Annotated in this window: 16 protein-coding genes; 8 read left to right on the top strand and 8 right to left on the bottom strand. The window is 69.6% G+C overall.

Translation table 11 applies throughout. From position 1 onward, the window contains the following. Window positions 1-130: 130 nt before the first annotated feature. Complete coding sequence (locus tag OG858_RS24980) at window positions 131-1,609, bottom strand: FG-GAP-like repeat-containing protein (RefSeq protein WP_086751798.1); 1,479 nt, start codon at window positions 1,607-1,609, stop codon at window positions 131-133. Window positions 1,610-1,934: 325 nt separating this feature from the next. On the opposite strand from OG858_RS24980, the gene OG858_RS24985 reads away from it, so the two are divergent. After that, window positions 1,935-2,828, top strand: a complete 894-nt coding sequence (locus OG858_RS24985; protein WP_328544431.1) for a DUF6281 family protein — start codon at window positions 1,935-1,937, stop codon at window positions 2,826-2,828. A gap of 126 nt (window positions 2,829-2,954) precedes the next feature. On the opposite strand, the gene OG858_RS24990 is transcribed toward OG858_RS24985, so the two are convergent. Beyond that, window positions 2,955-5,234: a (Fe-S)-binding protein gene (locus OG858_RS24990; RefSeq protein WP_328544430.1), complete on the bottom strand. Its 2,280-nt coding sequence runs from the start codon at window positions 5,232-5,234 to the stop codon at window positions 2,955-2,957. 267 nt (window positions 5,235-5,501) lie between these two features. Between OG858_RS24990 and OG858_RS24995 the strand changes: the two genes are divergently transcribed. The 5 genes from OG858_RS24995 to OG858_RS25015 all read left to right on the top strand — a co-directional run bounded on the left by OG858_RS24995 (window position 5,502) and on the right by OG858_RS25015 (window position 11,435). Continuing rightward, window positions 5,502-6,704 carry an MraY family glycosyltransferase gene (locus tag OG858_RS24995; RefSeq protein WP_327744564.1) on the top strand — a complete coding sequence of 401 codons (1,203 nt, stop codon included), beginning with the start codon at window positions 5,502-5,504 and terminating at the stop codon, window positions 6,702-6,704. A gap of 494 nt (window positions 6,705-7,198) precedes the next feature. Then, window positions 7,199-9,040 (top strand): molecular chaperone DnaK, encoded by a 1,842-nt coding sequence (gene dnaK, locus OG858_RS25000; RefSeq protein WP_328544429.1) that lies wholly within the window; start codon window positions 7,199-7,201, stop codon window positions 9,038-9,040. Next, complete coding sequence (grpE, locus tag OG858_RS25005; RefSeq protein WP_086753086.1) at window positions 9,037-9,726, top strand: nucleotide exchange factor GrpE; 690 nt, start codon at window positions 9,037-9,039, stop codon at window positions 9,724-9,726. The genes dnaK and grpE overlap by 4 nt, the downstream gene beginning before the upstream one ends. A gap of 78 nt (window positions 9,727-9,804) precedes the next feature. After that, window positions 9,805-10,983 carry a molecular chaperone DnaJ gene (gene dnaJ, locus OG858_RS25010; protein ID WP_086753088.1) on the top strand — a complete coding sequence of 393 codons (1,179 nt, stop codon included), beginning with the start codon at window positions 9,805-9,807 and terminating at the stop codon, window positions 10,981-10,983. 5 nt (window positions 10,984-10,988) lie between these two features. Continuing rightward, on the top strand, window positions 10,989-11,435 hold the full coding sequence (locus tag OG858_RS25015) for a heat shock protein transcriptional repressor HspR (protein ID WP_086753090.1): 447 nt from the start codon (window positions 10,989-10,991) through the stop codon (window positions 11,433-11,435). A gap of 65 nt (window positions 11,436-11,500) precedes the next feature. Here OG858_RS25015 and OG858_RS25020 read toward each other — a convergent pair whose 3' ends face one another. From OG858_RS25020 to OG858_RS25035, 4 genes are all read right to left on the bottom strand, one after another. Next, window positions 11,501-12,271, bottom strand: a complete 771-nt coding sequence (locus tag OG858_RS25020; RefSeq protein ID WP_086752500.1) for a transposase — start codon at window positions 12,269-12,271, stop codon at window positions 11,501-11,503. Window positions 12,272-12,281: 10 nt separating this feature from the next. Next, window positions 12,282-12,716, bottom strand: coding sequence for a hypothetical protein (locus OG858_RS25025; RefSeq protein WP_328544409.1), 435 nt, complete (start codon window positions 12,714-12,716; stop codon window positions 12,282-12,284). Window positions 12,717-12,900: 184 nt separating this feature from the next. Then, entirely contained in the window at window positions 12,901-13,392 is a 492-nt protein-coding gene (locus OG858_RS25030; RefSeq protein ID WP_328544428.1) for a fibronectin type III domain-containing protein, read from the bottom strand. A 43-nt stretch (window positions 13,393-13,435) separates the two neighbouring features. Continuing rightward, window positions 13,436-13,717, bottom strand: coding sequence for a GntR family transcriptional regulator (locus tag OG858_RS25035; RefSeq protein WP_060905028.1), 282 nt, complete (start codon window positions 13,715-13,717; stop codon window positions 13,436-13,438). Window positions 13,718-13,972: 255 nt separating this feature from the next. On the opposite strand from OG858_RS25035, the gene OG858_RS25040 reads away from it, so the two are divergent. Both OG858_RS25040 and OG858_RS25045 read left to right on the top strand, forming a co-directional pair. Then, complete coding sequence (locus OG858_RS25040) at window positions 13,973-14,179, top strand: hypothetical protein (RefSeq protein ID WP_086750875.1); 207 nt, start codon at window positions 13,973-13,975, stop codon at window positions 14,177-14,179. After that, window positions 14,176-14,439: a hypothetical protein gene (locus OG858_RS25045; protein WP_086750874.1), complete on the top strand. Its 264-nt coding sequence runs from the start codon at window positions 14,176-14,178 to the stop codon at window positions 14,437-14,439. Before OG858_RS25040 ends, OG858_RS25045 begins: the two co-directional genes overlap by 4 nt. A gap of 109 nt (window positions 14,440-14,548) precedes the next feature. Here OG858_RS25045 and OG858_RS25050 read toward each other — a convergent pair whose 3' ends face one another. Together OG858_RS25050 and OG858_RS25055 are read right to left on the bottom strand one after the other, a co-directional pair. Further along, complete coding sequence (locus tag OG858_RS25050; protein ID WP_328544427.1) at window positions 14,549-17,485, bottom strand: hypothetical protein; 2,937 nt, start codon at window positions 17,483-17,485, stop codon at window positions 14,549-14,551. Then, window positions 17,482-19,617, bottom strand: coding sequence for a hypothetical protein (locus OG858_RS25055; RefSeq protein WP_328544426.1), 2,136 nt, complete (start codon window positions 19,615-19,617; stop codon window positions 17,482-17,484). Before OG858_RS25055 ends, OG858_RS25050 begins: the two co-directional genes overlap by 4 nt. Window positions 19,618-19,627 lie beyond the last annotated feature (10 nt).

Raw genomic sequence — 19,627 nt, forward strand, 5'->3', positions numbered from 1 at the left:
GGTGGAGGGCGGGAGGGCTGCCCGGGAGTTCGGTGAACTTCCGGGGTCGCGGACCGCCCTTGGTGTGTGAGGGGCCCGCACCCTTGTCGGATGCGGGCCCCCTTCACGGACCGTGTACGTCAGCCGGTGCTCAGTTGGCCGCGTTCGAGCCGAAGACCGGCTGGCCGGCGGTGGAGACGCCGACCGCGGACGGGGCGATGGAGCGGGCGCCGGTCGTGGTGATCTTCGTGCCGTTGGAGGGCAGGTAGAGCAGCGAGCCGTTGTAGTCGTTCTCGCCGTACGAGCCGACCGTCAGGTCCGCCCGGCCGTCACCGGTGACGTCGGTGAGCTTGACCTCGCCGCCGAGCAGGTCGTCCTTCTCGTCCGAGCCGGGGACGCCGGCCGTGGACTGGGCGAAGTACTGGAGGCCGGAGGTGGTGTTCACGCCGGAGGCCGAGCCGTACAGGACGGTCACCGCGCCGGTGTTGACGACACCGCCGAGGTTCTCGCCGGGCGAGCCGACGACCAGGTCGGCCTTCCCGTCACCGTTGATGTCGCCGAGCGACAGCTCGCTGCCGAAGAAGTCGCCGCGCTCGGACGAGCCGGGCACGTTGCCGCTGTTCTGCGTCACCGCGACCGTGGTGGTCGGGCCGTCGGCGGAGCCGTAGATGATGTGGACCTTGCCGCCGGTGGACGAGTCGGGCACGCTGGGCTCACTGCCGTCCTTGGACGGGTCCCAGTCCTGACCGGTGACCACGTCGCCGTAGCCGTCGCCGTTGACGTCGCCGATGCCGGTGATGACACCGCGCCTCAGCTCCCGGTCACCGCCGTCCGCGCCCAGGCCGTCGGCCGCGCCCGGCACGTACCAGTTGGTGTTGTAGCCCCAGTCGCCGTCGGTCTCGTAGCCGTCGACCACCAGGTCGGTCCGCTTGTCGCCGTTGGTGTCGCCGGCGGTCAGCATGACCGCGCCCGTGCCCTTGCCGGAGCGGATGTCCATCTTGACGCCGTACTGGTCGCCGAACGACCCGGACTTGGTGATGCCGTCGCCGACGATGTACACGAGGTTCGACGAGTTGCCGATCGCCAGGTCCTCGGTGCCGTCGCCGTCGAAGTCGCCCGAGGCGAGCGACTTGCCCCACTGGTCGTGGGACGAGGGCGCCAGGTCCTTGATGGTGGTGGCACCGGAGAGGCCCTTGGCCGAGCCCCACACGATGAGGACGGTGCCGCCGTCGGTGTCGCCGGACACGTCCTCGTCCGGGGCGGACACGGCGAGGTCGTCGAAACCGTCGCCGTTGTAGTCGCCGTACGCGGTGGACCAGCCGAACCAGTCGTCGGCCTCGGCGCTGCCGGGCACGCCGGTCGTGTTCTGGCTGATGGTCGTGCGCTTGGTTGAGGTCACGCCGTTCGCGGAGCCGTACAGGGCGACGACCTGCCCGGCGGCCGTCTTGCCGCCGACGGAGGCCCCGCCCGCCGAGTACGCGACGTCGCCGAAGCCGTCGCCGTTGAAGTCGGCCACGGGGTGGTGGACCGAGTCGGCCGCCGTCGCCGTCGCGGCCGAGAAGGTGAGCAGACCGCCGGTCAGCGCGACCGCGGAGGCCGTCGCGAGGGCGAGTCTCAGGTGCTTGCGCATGCGGGAATCTCCTGCCGCATGCGGGACGCCTGGCAGGCGTCCCGCAGTCAAATGGGGTGCCCTTCTGTCCGCGTTCGCCCGGAGTTCGCCTGGGCTTCACAGGAAAGTTGGCGAACAAGAGACCGGTGGGGTGGCGGGAGGGTTGTACGGGAGTTCGAGAAATTTTTGGGGTCAGTGGGGCGAGGAGGCCCGGTGGGCCCGGTGGGCCCGCTGGGTCGCTGGGCCTGGGGCGCCGGGCCGGCCGGTCGTCCGAACGTTCCGCGGTGGTCGTGCGTCTGCGGTGCGAGGCAACGACAGACATGCCGTCGAACCGGTAGGAGACCTGATGCTGAGCGGTACCCGTGCACGGATCGCCCTGGCCGCCCTGGCGATGACACCCCTGGCGGTCGGTTGCTCGGCACTGCAGCCGGGCGGGACGAGTTCGGCCTCGTGCGTGTTCGCCGTGGACCACGACGACCGGGTGTACGTCGAGGCGGGCAGGGTCGACTACACCCTCGGCGCCGAGGTGGGCACCGCACGGTACTCGGTCTGTGACGACCAGGGCGGTGGCGAGGAGGACCAGGTACCGGTCGAGGACCTGACCGTCTACGCGGCGTACGCCCTCAAGGGCATCGACACCGAGGACGCGATCGCGGTCCGTGAGTCACCGGGGGGCGAGGTACGCGTCGTGATCCACGCGACCGGGGACGAAGGGGTGAACGAGGCGGCCGAGCGTCTCTTCGGGAAGGACGAGCGGGAGGGCGAGGACGCCGACACCAACGTGAACGAGCCGGGGGACGGCATCGGAGACGGCGCGGGGGACGCCGACGGTGGGGACGCCGACGGTGGGGGCGACGCCGTCGCCCTCGACGAGGAGCCCGAGGACGATGCCGGTGCGGGCGGTCCCGACAGTGGCGACAGCGGCAGTGGGGAGGCTCCGGCGAAGTGCGTGCTCGTCGTGGAGTACGGGGGCGACAGCTACAGCGACCGCGGTGACGCGGCGATCGAGCTGGGGGCCAAGGTGGGGAAGGCCCGTGCGGTGCCCTGCGGCGACACGCCCGGTGAGGTCGACGACACGGCCGAGCCGGCGGCGTTCCAGGCGTACACGGTCAAGGGGCTGGACCCGGCCGACGCCATAGCGATCCGCTTCTCGGCGGACGAGGAGCCGTTCTTCATGGTGCGCATGGCCGACGACCTTCCGCCGGAGGTCGAGGAACTCCTTCCGGCCGAGGAGCGGTGAGCCGGGTGCACCGCGGTGGGCTGATTGCGCGGTGACATGGCGACGCCCCCGGTCCGAGCGGCGGAGACCGGGGGCGACGTACTGGTGGTACCGGCTGCCGTGGTACCGACTGCCGTTGTGGGAGGGCTACTTCACGGGCTGCGGTTCCGGCTCGGATTCCGTCTCCGCCGTGCCCGCCGGGGGCTCGTCGTCCGGGACGGGCGTCTTCACGGACTCCAGCAGGAGCTGGGCGACGTCGACGACCGTGATGGACTCCTTGGCCTTGCCCTCGTTCTTCTTGCCGTTGACCGAGTCGGTCAGCATGACGAGGCAGAACGGGCAGGCGGTGGAGACGATGTCGGGGTTGAGGGAGAGGGCCTCGTCGACGCGCTCGTTGTTGATGCGCTTGCCGATCCGCTCCTCCATCCACATCCGCGCGCCACCGGCGCCACAGCAGAAGCCGCGCTCCTTGTGGCGGTGCATCTCCTGCTGGCGCAGGCCCGGGACGGCGGACATGATCTCGCGCGGGGGCGTGTAGATCTTGTTGTGCCGGCCCAGGTAGCAGGGGTCGTGGTAGGTGATCAGGCCCTCGACCGGGGTCACCGGGATCAGCTTGCCCTCGTCGATGAGGTGCTGGAGCAGCTGGGTGTGGTGGATGACCTCGTAGTCGCCGCCGAGCTGCGGGTACTCGTTGCCGAGCGTGTTGAGGCAGTGCGGGCAGGTGGCGACGATCTTCTTGGCCGACTTGGGCTTCTTCGTCGACTCGTCCTCGTCGTCCTCGCCGAAGGCCATGTTCAGCGCGGCGACGTTCTCCATGCCGAGCTCCTGGAACAGGGGCTCGTTGCCGAGGCGGCGGGCGGAGTCACCGGTGCACTTCTCGTCGCCGCCCATGATGGCGAACTTCACGCCCGCCATGTGGAGCAGCTCCGCGAAGGCCTTGGTGGTCTTCTTGGCCCGGTCCTCCAGCGCGCCGGCGCAGCCGACCCAGTACAGGTACTCGACCTCGGAGAGGTCCTCGATGTCCTTGCCGACGACCGGGACCTCGAACTCGACCTCCTTGAGCCACTCCAGGCGCTGCTTCTTCGCCAGGCCCCAGGGGTTGCCCTTCTTCTCCAGGTTCTTGAGCATCGTGCCCGCCTCGGACGGGAACGCGGACTCGATCATCACCTGGTAGCGGCGCATGTCGACGATGTGGTCGACGTGCTCGATGTCGACGGGGCACTGCTCGACGCAGGCGCCGCAGGTCGTGCAGGACCACAGGACGTCGGGGTCGATGACGCCGTTCTCCTCGACGGTCCCGATCAGCGGCCGCTCGGCCTCGGCGAGAGCGGCGGCGGGCACGTCCTTGAGCTGCTCCTCGGACGCCTTCTCCTCGCCCTCCATGGTCTTGCCGCCACCGGCGAGGAGGTAGGGGGCCTTGGCGTGCGCGTGGTCCCGCAGCGACATGATCAGCAGCTTGGGGGACAGCGGCTTGCCGGTGTTCCAGGCCGGGCACTGCGACTGACAGCGACCGCACTCGGTACAGGTCGAGAAGTCGAGGATGCCCTTCCAGGAGAACTGCTCCACCTGGGAGACACCGAAGACGTCGTCGTCACCGGGGTCGGTGAAGTCGATCGCCTTGCCGCCGGACGTCATGGGCTGAAGGCCGCCGAGGGCCGTGGCGCCGTCGGCGTTGCGCTTGAACCAGATGTTCGGGAAGCCGAGGAAGCGGTGCCAGGCGACACCCATGTTGGTGTTCAGCGAGACCGTGATCATCCAGATCAGCGAGACGCCGATCTTGATCATCGCGGTGAAGTACACCAGGTTCTGCAGGGTGGAGGGGTCCAGGTCCTTGAAGGCGAGGACCAGCGGGTACGAGGCGAAGTACCCGGCCTCGTAGTGGTCCACGTGGTGGATGGCGCCCTCAAGACCGCGCAGCGTGTAGATCGCGAGGCCGATGGTGAGGATGACGTACTCGACGAAGTACGCCTGCCAGGCCTTGGAGCCCGCGAAACGCGACTTGCGGCCGGCCCGGGAGGGCAGGTTGAGCAGCCGGATGGCGATCAGCACCAGGATGCCGACGATCGTCATCACACCGATGAACTCGATGTACATCTCGAACGGCAGGAAGCCGCCGATCACCGGCAGCGTCCAGTCCGCCTGGAACAGCTGGCCGTACGCCTGGGCGAGGGTCGGCGGCAGCGTCAGGAAGCCGATCGCGACGAACCAGTGGGCGAAGCCGACGATCCCCCACCGGTTCATCCGGGTGTGGCCGAGAAACTCCTTGGCCAGGGTGATCGAGCGCGCCTTCGGGTCGTCCGTGCGGCTGCCCGCCGGTACCGGCTGACCGAGCTTCACGAACCGGTAGATCTGCGCCACGGCTCGGGCGATGAGCGCAACGCCGACCACGGTCAGGACCAGCGACACGATGATCGCGGCGAGTTGCATTGGGGGCTCCTCGGGCCTGCGAGGGTTTTCCTCCGGGTGCCTGCCGGGCTCCTCGGAGAGATCATTACTAAGCGGTAACTTATGCAGTCCGTCTGAGACTACCCAGTTCTCCTGCCGCACTGTAGCCAGGGGGGCGGTGATCTGCGTCGCTGAGGGTTGCCTGAGTGCGGCCCTGTCGAACCGAGGTCGATGCCGGCGCGATCGTGCTGTTTCAAAACGATCGTGTTATTCATCAGAAATTGTGACATTCGCGCCTAACTTGGATCCGTGCTGTACGGAATCCTTGCCGCTGCCTCCGCCCTGTTGCTGACCGCCCTGCTCTCGGCGGCCGTTCGCGTGCCCGCGCTGCGGCTGGGGATCGTGGAGCGGCGTCGGGGGCGGCGGGTGCCGTTGCTCGGTGGCGTCGCGGTGATGGCCGGGGTGGGGGTCGTGGCGTGGGTGGGGGAGAGGAGCGGGGTTGCTCCGTTGGGGGGCGAGGCGGGGTGGCTGATCGTCGTGGGGGCCGGGCTCGGGGTGCTCGGGCTGGTCGGTGATGTCTGGCGGCTTCCCGCGGTGGTGGGTGCGGCGGGGGTGGTCGTCGCCGCCGCGCTGGTCGTGCCGTACCGCGACCTGGGCGTGCTGGGCGGGGTGTCGGGGGTCCTCTGGATCGTCCTCGTGGTGCACGGGTTCAAGGGGATGACGCGTTCCGACGGGGCCCTCGGGGTGGTCGGGGCCGTCACCGCGTTCGCGTTGAGCGGGTGTGCGGCGGCCGAGGTCATGGACGGTCTGGCGACACTGTTCAGTGTGCTGGCGGCCGCGCTCACCGGGTTCCTGATGCACAACTGGCCGCCCGCGCGGGTCGTGCTCGGCACGTGTGGGGCCCTCTTCGTCGGCTTCGTGCTCGCGGGGGGCGTGCTGCATGTGTACGCCGTCGGATACGGGGCCGGGTACGGGGTCGGCGTCGGGGCGCCCTTCGCCCTCACGGCCGTGGCGACCGCCGATGTCCTTCTCGTCCTCGTGTCGCGGAAGCGGGCGGGGCGGGAGCTGTGGCGGGGTGGGCCCGACCATCTCGCGCACCGGTTGCGGCGGATCGGTCTCACGCCGCCGGGGGTGGTGGTCGTACTGGGGATCGCCGCGGCGGGCTCCGCCGGTGTCGGGTTCGCCATCCACATGCTGTGGACGGAGCCGCGCTCCGCGCTGTGGGTCGCGGGGGCGGCCGGGGTGGTCGTGCTCGGGATGCTCTTCGTGCCGGTCGGCGGTGCCCGCCCCGCCCCTGCCTCCGCCCGGCCCGCCACCCGCTCGATTCCGGCTGCCACCACCCGCAGCCCCGCGCCCACCGCCGCCCGGGCCGTCCCGGCAGGCGTCCACCGGGCCCCCGACCCCCGGCCCCGCCCCATCCCGGGAGGCCGCGCTCCCGGCCCCACGTCCCGGCCGCAGCGCATTCGCCAACAGGAGACGGCGGAGCTGGGGCGGCGGGGATGGGTGGGGTAGGGGCGCTGGGGTAGGGCCAGGGCGGCGGGGGGCCGGGGTCCGCGGCAGGGCGCTGGGGTGGCCGGGGTCCCCGGCGGGATGGCGATATGGCGGGTTGGCGGGACGGGGGTGGGGTCCGGGTGTGTGGGTACTGGCTGAGCGCGGTCGGATCGTCGCCGTCTCGGTCGTCAGCCCGATCGGATCGGTCGCCGTCTCAGGCGTCGACCTGATCGGATCGGTCACCGTCTCAGGCGTCGACCCGATCGGATCGGTCACCTTCCTGGTCGTCTGCGCGATCGCTTCGATCACCCGTCCTGGTCGCCCGCCAGTCGGAAGACGACCCCCCGCGCAGGGTTGGCGCCCGCCACTGTGCTCTTATATGCCCAGGTCAGGCCCTGGTTGCGTATAAGGAAAACATAAGAGTTGAGCCCCCTCGACTCAGCTCTGTTGACCCATCGCTGGGCGTCATGCACACTTGAGTCCGTTCCACTCAAGTCATTGCTGGAGGAATTGAAATGGCACGTGCGGTCGGCATCGACCTGGGCACGACTAACTCCGTCGTCAGCGTTCTTGAAGGCGGCGAGCCCACCGTCATCACCAACGCAGAGGGCGCCAGGACCACGCCGTCCGTCGTCGCCTTCGCCAAGAACGGCGAGGTGCTCGTCGGCGAGGTCGCCAAGCGCCAGGCGGTCACGAACGTGGACCGGACGATCCGGTCCGTCAAGCGTCACATGGGCACGGACTGGAAGATCGAGCTCGACGGGAAGCACTTCAACCCGCAGCAGATGAGCGCCTTCATCCTGCAGAAGCTGAAGCGCGACGCCGAGGCCTACCTGGGCGAGAAGGTCGCGGACGCGGTCATCACCGTCCCGGCCTACTTCAACGACTCCGAGCGTCAGGCGACGAAGGAGGCCGGCGAGATCGCGGGCCTGAACGTCCTGCGCATCGTGAACGAGCCGACGGCCGCCGCTCTCGCGTACGGCCTCGACAAGGACGACCAGACGATCCTCGTCTTCGACCTCGGCGGCGGCACCTTCGACGTGTCGCTCCTGGAGATCGGTGACGGCGTCGTCGAGGTGAAGGCCACCAACGGTGACAACCACCTCGGTGGTGACGACTGGGACCAGCGTGTCGTCGACTACCTGGTGCAGCAGTTCCGCGCCGGCCACGGTGTGGACCTCGCCAAGGACAAGATGGCGCTGCAGCGTCTGCGCGAGGCCGCCGAGAAGGCGAAGATCGAGCTGTCCTCCTCCACGGAGACCTCGATCAACCTGCCCTACATCACGGCGTCCGCCGAGGGCCCGCTGCACCTGGACGAGAAGCTCACCCGCGCCCAGTTCCAGCAGCTGACGGCCGACCTGCTGGAGCGCTGCAAGACGCCGTTCCACAACGTCATCAAGGACGCCGGGATCGCGCTCTCCGAGATCGACCACGTCGTTCTCGTCGGCGGTTCCACCCGTATGCCCGCCGTCGCCGAGCTGGTCAAGGAGCTGACCGGCGGCAACGAGGCCAACAAGGGCGTGAACCCGGACGAGGTCGTCGCCATCGGCGCCGCCCTGCAGGCCGGTGTCCTCAAGGGTGAGGTCAAGGACGTCCTGCTCCTCGACGTGACCCCGCTGTCCCTCGGTATCGAGACCAAGGGAGGGATCATGACGAAGCTCATCGAGCGGAACACGACGATCCCGACCAAGCGGTCCGAGATCTTCACCACCGCCGAGGACAACCAGCCGTCCGTGCAGATCCAGGTCTACCAGGGCGAGCGCGAGATCGCGGCGTACAACAAGAAGCTCGGGATGTTCGAGCTGACCGGTCTGCCGCCCGCCCCGCGCGGTGTCCCGCAGATCGAGGTCGCCTTCGACATCGACGCCAACGGCATCATGCACGTGACCGCGAAGGACCTCGGCACGGGCAAGGAGCAGAAGATGACCGTCACCGGCGGCTCCTCGCTGCCGAAGGACGAGGTCGACCGGATGCGCCAGGAGGCCGAGAAGTACGCGGAGGAGGACCACGCCCGCCGCGAGGCCGCCGAGTCCCGCAACCAGGGCGAGCAGCTCGTCTACCAGACCGAGAAGTTCCTCAAGGACAACGAGGACAAGGTCCCGGGCGACATCAAGACCGAGGTCGAGGCCTCCGTCGAGGAGCTCAAGGCCGCGCTCAAGGGTGAGGACACCGCCGAGATCCGTACGGCCACCGAGAAGGTCGCGGCCGTCTCGCAGAAGCTCGGCCAGGCCCTGTACGCCGACGCCCAGGCCGCGCAGGCCGCGGGCGGCGGTGCCGGTGACGCCAAGGCCGACGACGACGTCGTCGACGCCGAGATCGTCGACGAGGACCGTGAGCGCAAGGACGGTGCCGCGTGACGGAGGAGACCCCGGGCTTCGACGAGCAGCAACCGCAAGGTCAGCCGCAGCAGCCCGACGTCCCCTCCGGCTCTGACGACGCCGAGCCGAAGGCCGCCCCCCAGGAGGGGGCGGCCCCGGCCGGGGACGCGGCAGCGACGGCCCAGGTGGCCGGTCTGACGGCGCAGCTGGACCAGGTGCGTACGGCGCTCGGTGAGCGCACGACGGACCTCCAGCGGCTCCAGGCCGAGTACCAGAACTACCGCCGCCGGGTCGAGCGCGACCGGATCACGGTCAAGGAGATCGCCATCGCGAACCTCCTGACCGAACTCCTGCCCGTACTCGACGACATCGGCCGCGCGCGGGAGCACAGTGAGCTCGTCGGCGGCTTCAAGTCCGTCGCCGAGTCGCTGGAGACCGTCGCGGCGAAGATGGGCCTGCAGCAGTTCGGCAAGGAGGGCGAGCCCTTCGACCCGACGATCCACGAGGCCCTGATGCACAGTTACGCGCCCGACGTCACCGAGACGACGTGCGTGGCGATTCTCCAGCCGGGGTATCGCATCGGCGAGCGCACCATCCGCCCCGCGCGGGTGGCCGTGGCCGAGCCCCAGCCGGGGGCGCAGGCCGCCAAGGCGGACTCCGCGGAGACCGCGGAAGGTGCCTCCGGTGCCGACGACAAGGAGAGCGGTGGCCCGGAAGAGGGCTGACGCCGACGGCGTACACGGTGGCGTGCGCGGTGACGTGCACGCCGACGTGCGCGGTGAGTGGAAGGAGGGACGTCGCGGATGAGTACCAAGGACTTCATCGAGAAGGACTACTACAAGGTCCTCGGCGTTCCCAAGGACGCCACCGAGGCCGAGATCAAGAAGGCGTACCGCAAGCTCGCCCGCGAGTTCCACCCGGACGCCAACAAGGGGAACACCAAGGCCGAGGAGCGCTTCAAGGAGATCTCCGAGGCGAACGACATCCTCGGTGACCCCAAGAAGCGCAAGGAGTACGACGAGGCCCGCGCCCTCTTCGGCAACGGCGGCTTCCGCCCCGGGCCCGGCGCCGGCGGCGGCTCGTTCAACTTCGACCTGGGCGACCTCTTCGGAGGCGGCGCCCAGGGCGGGGGACAGGCGGGCGGCTTCGGCGGGGGCATCGGCGATGTCTTCGGGGGCCTGTTCAACCGCGGCAGCTCCGGCACCACGCGGGTGCAGCCCCGGCGCGGCCAGGACATCGAGTCCGAGGTCACCCTGAGCTTCACCGAGGCCATCGAGGGCGCGACCGTACCGCTGAGGATGTCCTCGCAGTCACCCTGCAAGCCCTGTTCGGGTACCGGCGACGCCAACGGCACACCCCGCGTGTGCCCGACGTGCGTCGGTACCGGCCAGGTCGCGCGGGGCTCCGGCGGCGGCTTCTCCCTGACCGACCCCTGCCCGGACTGCAAGGGCCGCGGCCTGATCGCCGAGGACCCCTGCGAGATCTGCAAGGGTTCGGGCCGCGCCAAGTCGTCCCGCACCATGCAGGTCAGGATCCCGGCGGGCGTCTCCGACGGCCAGCGGATCAGGCTGCGCGGCAAGGGCGCGCCCGGTGAACGGGGCGGACCGGCAGGCGACCTGTACGTCGCGGTGCACGTCGACCCGCACCCGGTGTTCGGCCGCAAGGAGGACAACCTTACGGTGACCGTGCCGGTGACGTTCTCCGAGGCGGCACTCGGCGGCGAGGTCCGGGTCCCGACCCTGGGCGGACCGCCGGTCACCCTGAAACTGCCTTCGGGCACCCCCAATGGCCGTACGATGCGGGCCCGGGGCAAGGGCGCCTTCCGCAAGGACGGTACCCGCGGGGACCTGCTGATCACGGTCGAGGTGAGTGTTCCGCAGGACCTGTCGGGGAAGGCTCGTGACGCGCTGGAGGCGTATCGCGAGGCGACCGCGGGCGAGGACCCGCGAGCGGAGCTGTTCCAGGCCGCGAAGGGAGCTTGAATGTGATGGACGGCCGCCGTCGAAACCCCTATGAGCTGACGGAAGAGACACCGGTGTACGTCATCTCGGTGGCCGCCCAGCTCTCCGGTCTGCACCCGCAGACCCTGCGACAGTACGACCGTCTCGGCCTGGTCTCCCCGGACCGCACCGCCGGACGCGGCCGTCGCTACTCGGCCCGCGACATCGAACTGCTGCGCACCGTCCAGCAGTTGTCGCAGGACGAGGGCATCAACCTGGCCGGCATCAAGCGCATCATCGAGCTGGAGAACCAGGTCGCGGCCCTCCAGTCGAGGGTCGCCGAGATGGAGGCCGCCCTCGACGGCGCCGCCGCGACCATGCGCCAGCGCGAGGCCGCGGTCCACGCCTCGTACCGGCGCGACCTGGTGCCGTATCAGGAGATGCAGCAGAGCAGCGCGTTGGTGGTGTGGCGGCCGAAGAAGGCCAAGGACTAAGGGCTGTCCCGTAAATGATCTTCGGGTCGCCTCGGGCGTGGTTGGCCGCCGTGCGACCCGCTTGCCTATCCGGCGAGGGCGAGGTTGTGCATCCGGGCGATGCCGAGCATGGCGTGGTGGACGCCGTCGCCCTTGAGACGGCAGTCGCGGAGGATTTTCCAGGTCTTCATGCGGGCAAAGACGTGCTCGACCCGGGCCCGGACCTGCTTGTGGGACTTGTTGTGCTCCTCTTTCCAGGCCGGGAGTTCGGTCTGGCCGCGCTTGCGGCGGTGCGGGATGACGAGTCCGGTGCCCGGGTAGCCACCGTCGGCGATCGTGACGGTGTTGCCCACGGCGGCCTTGGCACCGGACTCCTCCCACGCCTTGCAGTCGTTGCGGTTCCCGGCGAGCGGCCGGCCGACCACGACGACCAGGCGGGTGTCGGCGTCGATGACGACCTGGTGGTTGGTGGAGTACCGGTAGTTCTTCGACCGCTCGGCGATGGTGTGATCCCGGGTGGGCACCAGGGTGCCGTCCACGATGAGCACAGCGTCCTTCGCGAACCGCTTACGGGGCTGGAGCGCGAGCATCGGCCCGAGATGGTCGATGATCCGGTCCGCCGCCGACTTCGACACCCCGAACAGCGGCGCGAGCTGCCGCATGGTCAGGTTCGTGCGCCAGTAGGCCGCGACCAGCAGGGCGCGGTCCTCCAGCGGAAGGCTCCACGGCCGGCCCCTGCGGACTGTGTCCGCGCCCTCGCGCCGCAGCACCGTCACCAGCTTCCCGAACTGCCGCGGGCTCAGCCCGGTGAACGGGGCTATCCAGGACGGCTCTGACGCCGTGATCACACCAGCCACAGCAAGATCATCACATCAGGGTCAGACGGAGGTCCTCAGCCCAGCTCTCGCAGCGGACGCGACCTCTGGGGAATGAGAGCTCCAGAGCTACGCGTCCGGTGTTCGGTTCGTGCTCTTCCCGCACCGCCAGAATGCTTTCCCCGATGTGATCTGCGAACGGTGTCTCGTTGCCGATCGCTCCCACGGTGACGCGTCCCGAGTCGCCCATGTCGTAGCCGGTGTGCGGCTCTGACTCCTCGACGATCAGACACCCGTCCGATCCAGTTGTGACGTGAACGGTTGCACCCCGGTCATCGATCAGCCACACGTCCAGCGGCCCCGCAGGGGCATCGCTGCCATACACATGCTGCGATCCGACGACCTCCGCGAGCAGGCGTCCCACGAGACTCTGTGCAGCCGCCCCACCGCCATGAAGCGGGCACCCGCTCGACTTCTCAGGCTCCATCGGCCGACAGTACCGCCAGCCGACCTCCCAGCTCACAGCCTTATACGGGACAGCCCTTAGGCGGCACCGCGTCAGGCTCACGTGGGCCGGCCGAGGGAAGCGTGTGAAGGGGCCCGGTCTCGGTGCGAACCGAAACCGGGCCCCTTCGGCGTTCAGCCAGGAGTCAGGAGTCAGGAGCCAGGAGTCAGGAGGCCGGTGGTACGGCCACGCTCACCAGTACCGGCAGTGAGGTGGTTCCGTCCTCGCGGACGCCGACGACCTGGTACCACAGGGAGGTACCGGTCGGGACGTTCTCGTCGTAGAGCGGTTCGGAGTCCGGCAGCGCGTCGAACGTGGCGGTCCGCGCGTTCCAGCGGGAGGCCCGGAAGGACGCGTAGTCCTCGGTGCCGGCGGGCGACCAGCCGTGCACCTGCACATTGCCGATGGCGGAGAGCGACACGCCGGCCGCGTGCGTGGCCCCGGCCGGCGTTTCCACGGTGGGCCGCAGATCGTGCTCGGTGACCTGGACCGTGGTGCCCGCGCCGAGGTTCTCGGCGAAGTCGACCGGGCGGACGACGTAGCAGAGGTTCTCACCGTCCGCGACATCGACGTCCCGCCACGTCGTCTCGGTCACGCGGGTGTTGTCGAGCTGTTCGGTGTCCGTGCAGACGCCGTCGGCGATCGTGCCCCGCCACACCGTGTACTGGTCGACCCCAGGGAGTGACCCCGCCGCGCGTTCGCTACGCGGGGGATGCAGGCGTCTCAGGGGAGAGGGGCAGGGGATCGGTGACGAACCACCCCCGTTGGGGCACGGCATACACCCATCCTTCGTCGGCCAGCAGGCCAAGCCCTCTCCGTACGGTCGTCCGAGCGATCCCGTAGCGCTGCACGAGCTGGGCTTCACTCGGCAGCATGCGTCCGGGCTGCCAGTCACCGCGCCGAATCTGCGCGCGGAGGATCTCGGCCAGCTGCCGGTACGGGGTCAGAGGCGCGCCGTGGTCGATCTCAGCGTCAGGGTTCATGGAGTCGACGCTAGGCAAGTGGACTGGTTGGCGCTCTTTGGGATACGTATCGATACGAAGCGATACAATGCGCTACCATGAGGCTCAAAGAAGCGCCCCGGCGGGAAGGGTGAGAGCTTCCGTGCCGGGGCTTAGCCGACTGAAAAGGAGTCGACCTGTGCGCACCTACTGGCCGCGATCCTGAGCCTTTTCCTGCCTGCCCGCGGAGCGCACCGCGCTGTCGTGTCGCCCCCCGCCGCCCCCTCCCGTCCGCCCATGCCCACGTACCGGCCCGCACCCCAGTGCCCGTTCCTGGGTGACGTCATCAGGGCCGATGGGCTGCCGCTGGTCCGGCCGTACGTCGTCGTATGGGAGCGCGAGCGGGACGAACTCGATCGCAGGCGCCTTCAGCGGGCGCGGCGCCGGGCGGCCGTCCTGGCGACGCCGGGCCAGGACCACTACCCGTGGGGGGCTGCCGTATGAGCGTGCCGCGTCTTCGTAGTCTCGGCGTGGACCCGGGGACGGGCCGGGAGTCCTTCGCCGACACGCGCCCCGGCGGTCTCCTCGACGCGCTGGCCGACACGCACGCGCTGAAGGCCGCCGCCGTGCTGGTGACGGTCGTGGGTGCCGTGCTGGAGGCGGGGAAGGCGTCGGACGCCGAACTCGCCGCCTTCGTACCGGCGTTGTGCGCGGCGCTCGAAGAATGCGTCCGCATCATGACCGCGGACGCGGACAGGAAGTGACGGCGAAAGGGAGTCCGGCCGCAGGGCCGTGACGCCGGTGGGTGGTCAGGGCTCCTCCCTGGCCACCCACTGCTTGCTGGTGACGTATCTGTCGTGACGGACCGACAGCTCAACTCATCTCCGCCAGCCTCTCCTCGATGGGCCCGGCCGAACGCAGGCGAATGGCCTCTTCGTACAGCTTCCGTTCGTCCTTGTGGTCCAGCCACGGATAGCGGACACGCCAGCGGTCGACGACGTACTGCAGCAGGTCGAACCGGCCTGCGGCAGCGATCGTGGCTGCGGCGACCAGGCTCTGTCTCGTCGAGAGCTGCGTCTCAGCCGCGTCCTGGTAGTTGCGCTGTCGCACCGCCATCATGGCCTGCAGGGCCAGCACCGGCTGCGGGAAGTCCCAGAAGTGCTCTCCGCGGGTCCACGCGGGCAACTCTCTTCCGGACTCGGGAGTCCAGTCCGCGAAGTCGGCGAGCAGATCCGGATGAATGGTCACGACGTCGTCGCGTGGCCCGAACGGTGTGCCTGAGAGCACCGCTCGCATGTGGGAGCGAAGAGCGGTGGACCCGTGGAACAGCTCGCGCACCAGTCGGGCGTTGAGCCATGGATCGTCCTGTGCGAGGAGTGCCGGAACCAGCGTTTCGTCCCGCAAGTGCCCCCATCCGAGGCGACCTTCGCTGCCCGTCAGGGGCCAGAAGAGCCGCCTCGGGTTGAGGAGGATGTCCCACAGCTGACGGTCGCCGTGCCTCACCAACGCCTGGAGTGTCTCGGCACTGTAGGTGGTCCGGGCAAGGAGGAGACGGACGGGAACGTCGAGCCGGGCCACCGCGGAATCGATGACGGCGCCCGGAGCGAGGCCGAGCAGTACGGCGGCGGCATGGTGCTCCACGAGCATTGATGCAGCTTCCGCGGAGGGCGTTTGTTGTTCTTCCCGGGTGGCGGCGTCCAGGAGCGCGGCCAGCGGGCCCTCGAAGCCGTTGGCGAGCAGGCGCACCGCCTTGGCCCAGTGCGCTGGGAGGATGCTGAGGTGCTCACGCACCTTCTTTGCACTGGCGTCGTCAAGATCGGGGCCGACCAGGAAATCGGCGGCAGGCAGCACGTCGACTGTCTCCGCGCCGACGGCGAGTTCTACCGCGTGCCGCACAAGGCGCGGCAACGGTGCCATGGAGTACGGGGTGATGCGGGACAGGTGAGTCCACACGTCGGCCTCGTCCACTCCCGGCTGCGCCGCCCGCGTCTCGTCCAGGACCTGGGCCACGATCCGGCCGATGTGCTCGTTGCCGACGGCCCTGACGATGCTCCGCACAGGGCGGGCATGCCGCACCACGTCCTCGACGGTCACTCCAGGCACCCAGCCCGGCTGGGCGGAGGCCGCGTTCACGAGCGCTTGAGGCTCCATGCCTCCCGACGCGGGCGTCCACGGAACGATGCACCGGGAGGCGAGCGTGTCGATGGCGGTGTCTCGGTTGGCCAGGACATGCTGCAGGTCCAGCGGGGTGAGGTCGGCGTCGGCCAGGGACCGGGCGACATCCTCCGGGCAGTCGTCGTGAGCCAGCAGGATGCGGTACCGCGCCAGAGTGAGGTCGCGGTGATCGCTTGCTCGGGGGGAGGAAAGGCGACTGCGCACCAAGTCCCAGTCCACCTGGTACCAGGGATCGCCGGTGATGGTCCGACCCGCCGCAGCGACCTCGCTCTGTGTGAGTTGGAGGAGGTCGTGCGGCTGCGGCGGGCATGACAGCCGCAGCCACCAGGTGCGCAGAGCCTCGTCCAGGTGTTCGTCGCGATGCCGGCGGCGCTCTTCGGCGGCGGCCTGGAGCGGACGGACGGATCGGATACGCAGCGACTCGGCACACACGTCGCGAACGTCCCGGTCCCGGATGCCCGTCGTGCTCTGCGATGTCAGCGCACGCAGGTCGTGGACATGGTCCGACTCCCACAGACGTATGCCGGCGACCAACTGTTGGTACGGCGTCAGCACCTCTTCGTCGCCCTGCCAGGAGGCGTGCAGAGCGTGCGCCACGAGGCCCGGCTCGCGGGAGTCGTAGCACAGGCGCAACAGGTCGGTGTCCCACGGCTCGGACGCTGGGAAGCTGAGTCTGGCCTGTACCGCGTAGGTGCGCGGGAGAGAGGGCTCGGAGGTGGAGCCGAAGGGGCGGCCCTCCAGGAGTGCCAGACGCGTCGCGGGAGGCAGCCGGCGCTGCGCGTCGGTGGCGCCGATGAGCAGCCACTCGTTGATCCGGGGAACGTCGAGACGGAGGAAGGCGCGCTCGATGTCCGCGCCGCCGGACGATCCGTGGCTCATGGAGTCGTCACGACGTCCCAGGATGCTCTCCCACACGGCCGGGTTGCCCGACGCGATGAGCAGTGAAGCGAGCCGGGCACGTAGGTCGGAATCGGCCCCGGCCAGCATTCCCGGGCCGAGGCGAGCAAGAAGCCGCTCCGGTAGATCACCCGGTGCGATGAGACCCAGCCAGCTCACGTTCTTCGGGTCGACGTGCGTGCGTGACGCGGCCACGGAGGCATCGTGTCGTGCCGCGTGGTCGAGCAGGTCGGGGAGATCTCCGGGGAAGCCGCGAGCCAGCAGGACGAACGCGGTCTCCCAGGCCCGGACGTCCGAGCCGAGCCGGGCACGAACCCGCTCCTCCACCTCCGGCAGCGGTGAGGTGGACCAGGGTTGGCCCGGCATTCGGAAGTGTCCGGCAGGGGTAGTACGCCACTGCTGCTCCACCAGTTTGGACGACACAGCGGAACCACCGTCGCCGAGCACCTCGACGAAGTCGCTGTCCAAGCCGGCGATCAGGTCGGCCCGCGTGACGACGAGGGCCGCCTGTCGCGCGGTCAGCCCCCAGTTCTCGTACAGGGCCTCCACCTCGTCCGCATCGCCATGTTTGGCGATCCAGTCACGCAATCCCTCCGGCGGCGGGTACCGCCGCTGGTTCAGAAGGTACAGACGGCCCTGTGCTTCCATCCGGTCGGCGACCACTGCCGCCGCCGAGGGCGTGGCGTTCTGGAAGAGCCGGACGAACGTCTCGTCGAACTCCTCCTTGCCTTTCGTCACCGAGAGCCACCCGACTGCTGACCGGGCCAGTTCGGCGGCGGCCCCGGGGCCCAGCTGCCCGGATGCTGGGGCGGCTGGACCGGGGGCATCCACTGGGCCTGTGGGGCAGCCGGAGCGTAAGGCTGCTGAGGCGCCCCCGTGTGAGGCTGTGGGGGCGTCGAGGGGTGTTGCACGGGGGCGTAAGGCTGCTGCGGAGCGACATACGCCTGATCGGCGGTGATGGCGGGAGCGGGGATGTACTGCGGCGGTGTGTCGAAGCGGGGCAGCGGCTGCGTGCTCACCCGGTCCAGGAGGACGACGTTGGGGTTGCAGTCGCCGGCGTGCACCTGAACGGCACCACCGGGCTGCCGTTCCACCACCAGCAGGTTGAACTCGGCGAGCGACTGGAGCTGCGTGGGTTCGAGGGCGTACTCGTAGACGCGCTGCCGCCCGGTCGCCAGGCTCGTGCTGTCGCTGTCTCCGGTCGTGTGGGTGGTGGACTCGTTCGTGGTGTGGGTGACGCTCATGGAGGTGCCGGTCGTCTCGCTGTAGCTGCCGCCGGAGTTGGTGGAGTCCGACGTCGAGAGCGGGTTGAACCAGCCCTGGTAGGTCGTGGAACTGCTGCTGCCCCAGTTCCGGCCGTACGTCTCCGAGTGGCTGGTGGTGGTGCCGCGGCTTACGGAGGAGCCGATCGTCTTGGCGACGGAGGTGTTGACGGTCCGGCCCTCGGTGTCCGTCAGCGAGTGCAGGACGAAGGAGTGGTGGCGGCCCAGGAAGTCGGCGGCGACCGTGGCTTCCTGGTGGTTGCCGAGCCGCATGAAGGCGACCGTTCCGCCGCCGATGAGCTCCTCGCCGGCATCCCGCAGATGCGAGTGCACGAAGGTGAGTTGGGCGCCCCGGCGCTCACACACCTGGGCCAGCTGTTCGAGGTGACGACGCTGGAGGCCCTGCTCGCCCAGCATCACCACGACGCACGGGGCCTCCTCCTGGAACGAGGAGAGCCGCCGCATCACGCTCTGCAGGGCGAGGTCGGCCAGCAGCTCCGCGCTCGCCGAACCCGCGCCGAAGTCCAGTGCGACGCAGGTCAGATAGCCGGGCCCACGCCCCTCACGGGCCGTTCCCAGCTGCTCCAGCGGGTGCACGAAGGACGCCAGCCGGATGAGGCTGTCCCGCATCTGGTCCTTGTTCTTGTCGCTGAACAGATCGTCCGCGATGCGGTTGCGCTCCTCCCTGCTCAGCGCCTTCGTGTCGTCGGCCTCGCCCACCAGGATCCGCAACCCGGCACCGAGCCGCGCCAGGGTCACGTCCTCGCCCAACGCGCCGCACAGTTGGGTGAGGATCCGGGTGTAGACGGCACGGTCGGCCCGGGCCGACTCGGGGCTGTCCCCGTGGATGGCCTCGACCAGGGCCTGCACGAGTTCGTGCGGCGCGAGCCCGCTCACGATGCCGCTCTCCGCCGTACGGCTGGGCAGCAGCTGCACGTCCACGGGCACGCCGCTCGCCTCGGCGAGAACGGACAGCTCACGGCACACCAGGGCCTGGGTCAGGTCCAGCACGATCAGCGGCCGCTGGCGCAGCGTCGAAGCGCCGAAAACCGTGAGGAAGCCCTCGCGACCGCGCTGGCTGCCGCCGAAGACGTCCAGCCGCCGGGTGCCCGCTCCGAAGGGCAGCGCGCCCCAGGCGTCCAGGCCGGCGATCCACTGCGTCTGCTGGGCCTCGTGGAGTGTCCAGCGTTGGTGCCACGACTGCCAGTCGTTCTGGAAACGTTCCTCCAGCGCCTTCGCCTGGGCGGTGCGGGCACGGGTGGCGGCGGTGTACCGCAACGAGGCGTAGAGAGCCCGCACCACCAGGATGCCGACGATGACACCGCCGATGGTGAGCATCACCGTGAAGACCAGGCTCAGCAGGTAGAACACCACGGCGACGACGATGCCGATCCTCAGCGCGGAGCTGATGCGGTCCTTGCGGTCCAGCCTGGCGGCCTGCACACGGTTCTCGTAGCTGCCGTCCAGCTCCGTGCGCTGCGGCTCGGCTTCGACGAACGGCTGACGGAGCGACTCGGGGTCGCGGTAGGTCCAACCGACGCGCTGGCCGGCGTCGAACAGTCTTTGATACGGGCCGAGCTGCCCGGCCTCGGTGTTCTCGATCGTCATGGGAGGGCTC

This window comes from Streptomyces europaeiscabiei, assembly GCF_036346855.1.
Taxonomy (GTDB): domain Bacteria; phylum Actinomycetota; class Actinomycetes; order Streptomycetales; family Streptomycetaceae; genus Streptomyces; species Streptomyces europaeiscabiei.

Coding starts and splice junctions, on each gene's coding strand:
- OG858_RS25045 (WP_086750874.1), top strand. CDS start 14,176: ATGAGCGTGCCGCGTCTTCGTAGTCTCGGCGTGGACCCGGGGACGGGC.
- dnaK (WP_328544429.1), top strand. CDS start 7,199: ATGGCACGTGCGGTCGGCATCGACCTGGGCACGACTAACTCCGTCGTC.
- dnaJ (WP_086753088.1), top strand. CDS start 9,805: ATGAGTACCAAGGACTTCATCGAGAAGGACTACTACAAGGTCCTCGGC.
- OG858_RS25035 (WP_060905028.1), bottom strand. CDS start 13,717: ATGAACCCTGACGCTGAGATCGACCACGGCGCGCCTCTGACCCCGTAC.
- OG858_RS24985 (WP_328544431.1), top strand. CDS start 1,935: ATGCTGAGCGGTACCCGTGCACGGATCGCCCTGGCCGCCCTGGCGATG.
- OG858_RS24980 (WP_086751798.1), bottom strand. CDS start 1,609: ATGCGCAAGCACCTGAGACTCGCCCTCGCGACGGCCTCCGCGGTCGCG.
- OG858_RS25015 (WP_086753090.1), top strand. CDS start 10,989: ATGGACGGCCGCCGTCGAAACCCCTATGAGCTGACGGAAGAGACACCG.
- OG858_RS25055 (WP_328544426.1), bottom strand. CDS start 19,617: ATGACGATCGAGAACACCGAGGCCGGGCAGCTCGGCCCGTATCAAAGA.
- OG858_RS24990 (WP_328544430.1), bottom strand. CDS start 5,234: ATGCAACTCGCCGCGATCATCGTGTCGCTGGTCCTGACCGTGGTCGGC.
- OG858_RS25025 (WP_328544409.1), bottom strand. CDS start 12,716: ATGGAGCCTGAGAAGTCGAGCGGGTGCCCGCTTCATGGCGGTGGGGCG.
- OG858_RS25040 (WP_086750875.1), top strand. CDS start 13,973: ATGCCCACGTACCGGCCCGCACCCCAGTGCCCGTTCCTGGGTGACGTC.